Annotated in this window: 2 protein-coding genes; both read right to left on the reverse strand. The window is 64.2% G+C overall.

Going from position 1 to position 1419, the window contains the following annotated elements; genetic code table 11:
* Positions 1-82: 82 nt before the first annotated feature.
* Entirely contained in the window at positions 83-685 is a 603-nt protein-coding gene (locus RFM41_RS34015) for a UPF0149 family protein (RefSeq protein ID WP_320253513.1), read from the reverse strand.
* Positions 669-1419 (reverse strand): IS66 family transposase (gene tnpC / locus RFM41_RS34020; protein WP_320319358.1); only part of this gene is annotated, 751 nt, incomplete at its 5' end. The genes tnpC and RFM41_RS34015, both read right to left, overlap by 17 nt.

Here is a 1419-nt window from a genome sequence, read left to right on the forward strand (position 1 = left end):
GTAAGCGGTGCACCAAGGCACCTTTCCCGAAGTCGTGTGATGCGTGCATGGCGGTCAGCCGTTAGTCGGCGCGCCGGGGCGATCACTGCGGGTTATCATAACGGGTGACATAGTGGAGTTCGCGAAGGGCGGGGATGACGAGGGCGATATCTTTGTATGCCTCGTGCTCGATAAAGTGCGCGGTCTCGGGTCCCGGCCTGGGTTTGCCGAGGACGGGCCGCCCTTTTTTGTCGACGCAGTAGATCAGGATCGGCAGCAGCAGACCGTGGTTGGGGTTCTTGAGGTCGAGTAGCCGTTTCCAGCGTTTGATGTTGAGATTGATGGCCGCGTAGAACCCTTGGCACCACGGCCGCGGGTCGATGCCGCCGCTGGGCTTGGTGGTGAAGCGGGGCGCATAATCCTGTGGCCTATCGAACAGCGTCTCGTTGATCCGGTTGTGGATCCTGGCGAGGCTAGCAAACACGGCGTGATCGGTTGCAGAGCCTTTGGCCAGGACGTCACGCGGCAACCCCATGAGCGGGCACATCCAGTCTTGCGGATCCGCGAACCGCGGCCCGGTGACCGATGCCGTTACGAAGCCATCCAGCGCCGACATGGTCCGCACCAGCGGGCGGGGGTTAGTCTTGACGGCCATCCAGGCCTCGAGCGCCTCGTCCGACAGCGCCATGTCATCGAGCGCGCTCATCAGGCAGGGGGAGCGGCATCTCTTGGCGGCGCACCCAGTTCCATGGCATCAGCTCATCCCAGCGCGAGGCTGGCCAGTCGTTCTGGATGCGCTCGATGACATCGGCCATGTAGGCTTCGGCATCGACGCCGCAGAGCTTGCAGGTCTCGATGATGCTGAGCACGACCGCTGAACGCTCGGCCGCGGCGAAATTGCCCGAGAAAAGCCAATTGCGCCGGCCGACCGTAAAACCACGAATCGCGCGCTCCGCGATCAGGTTGTCGGGCTCGAGCTGGCCATCGTAGAGAAAGCGGTTGAACGCGCGCCATCGCTTGGTGCCATAGGCGAAGGCCTTGGCGATATCGGCATGGCGCGACAAACCGTTGGCCTGGCGCATGAGCTGTCGTCGCAGTGCCCGGACCAGGGGTCGGGTCCGCCTTCGTCGGGCGGCCAATCGCTCGGCGGGCGGAAGCCCCCGTATCTCTTCCTCGATCCGGTAGATCGCCTGGATACCCGCCATCGCCGTCGTGCTGAGCTCGGTCGGCTGGCTGTCGTGAACGTCGAATATCTTGCGACGCAGATGCGCCAGACAGGCCGCATCTCGAATGGCGTCGCCCCTGTAGAGCTGATTGTAGCCCGTGAACCCGTCGGCCTGGAGTGTGCCGGCAAATCCGGCGAGCTCGCTCATCACGCTCTCGCCGGCGCGGCCCATGGTGGCGCGATACCAGGCGATCGGCGGCTCCTGCGAACCCGAA

The organism is Mesorhizobium vachelliae (assembly GCF_033977325.1).
Classification (GTDB): domain Bacteria; phylum Pseudomonadota; class Alphaproteobacteria; order Rhizobiales; family Rhizobiaceae; genus Mesorhizobium; species Mesorhizobium vachelliae.

What these genes read in the sequence shown, in the direction of transcription:
- RFM41_RS34015 (WP_320253513.1), bottom strand. Translation starts at nt 685, where the DNA reads ATGAGCGCGCTCGATGACATGGCGCTGTCGGACGAGGCGCTCGAGGCC.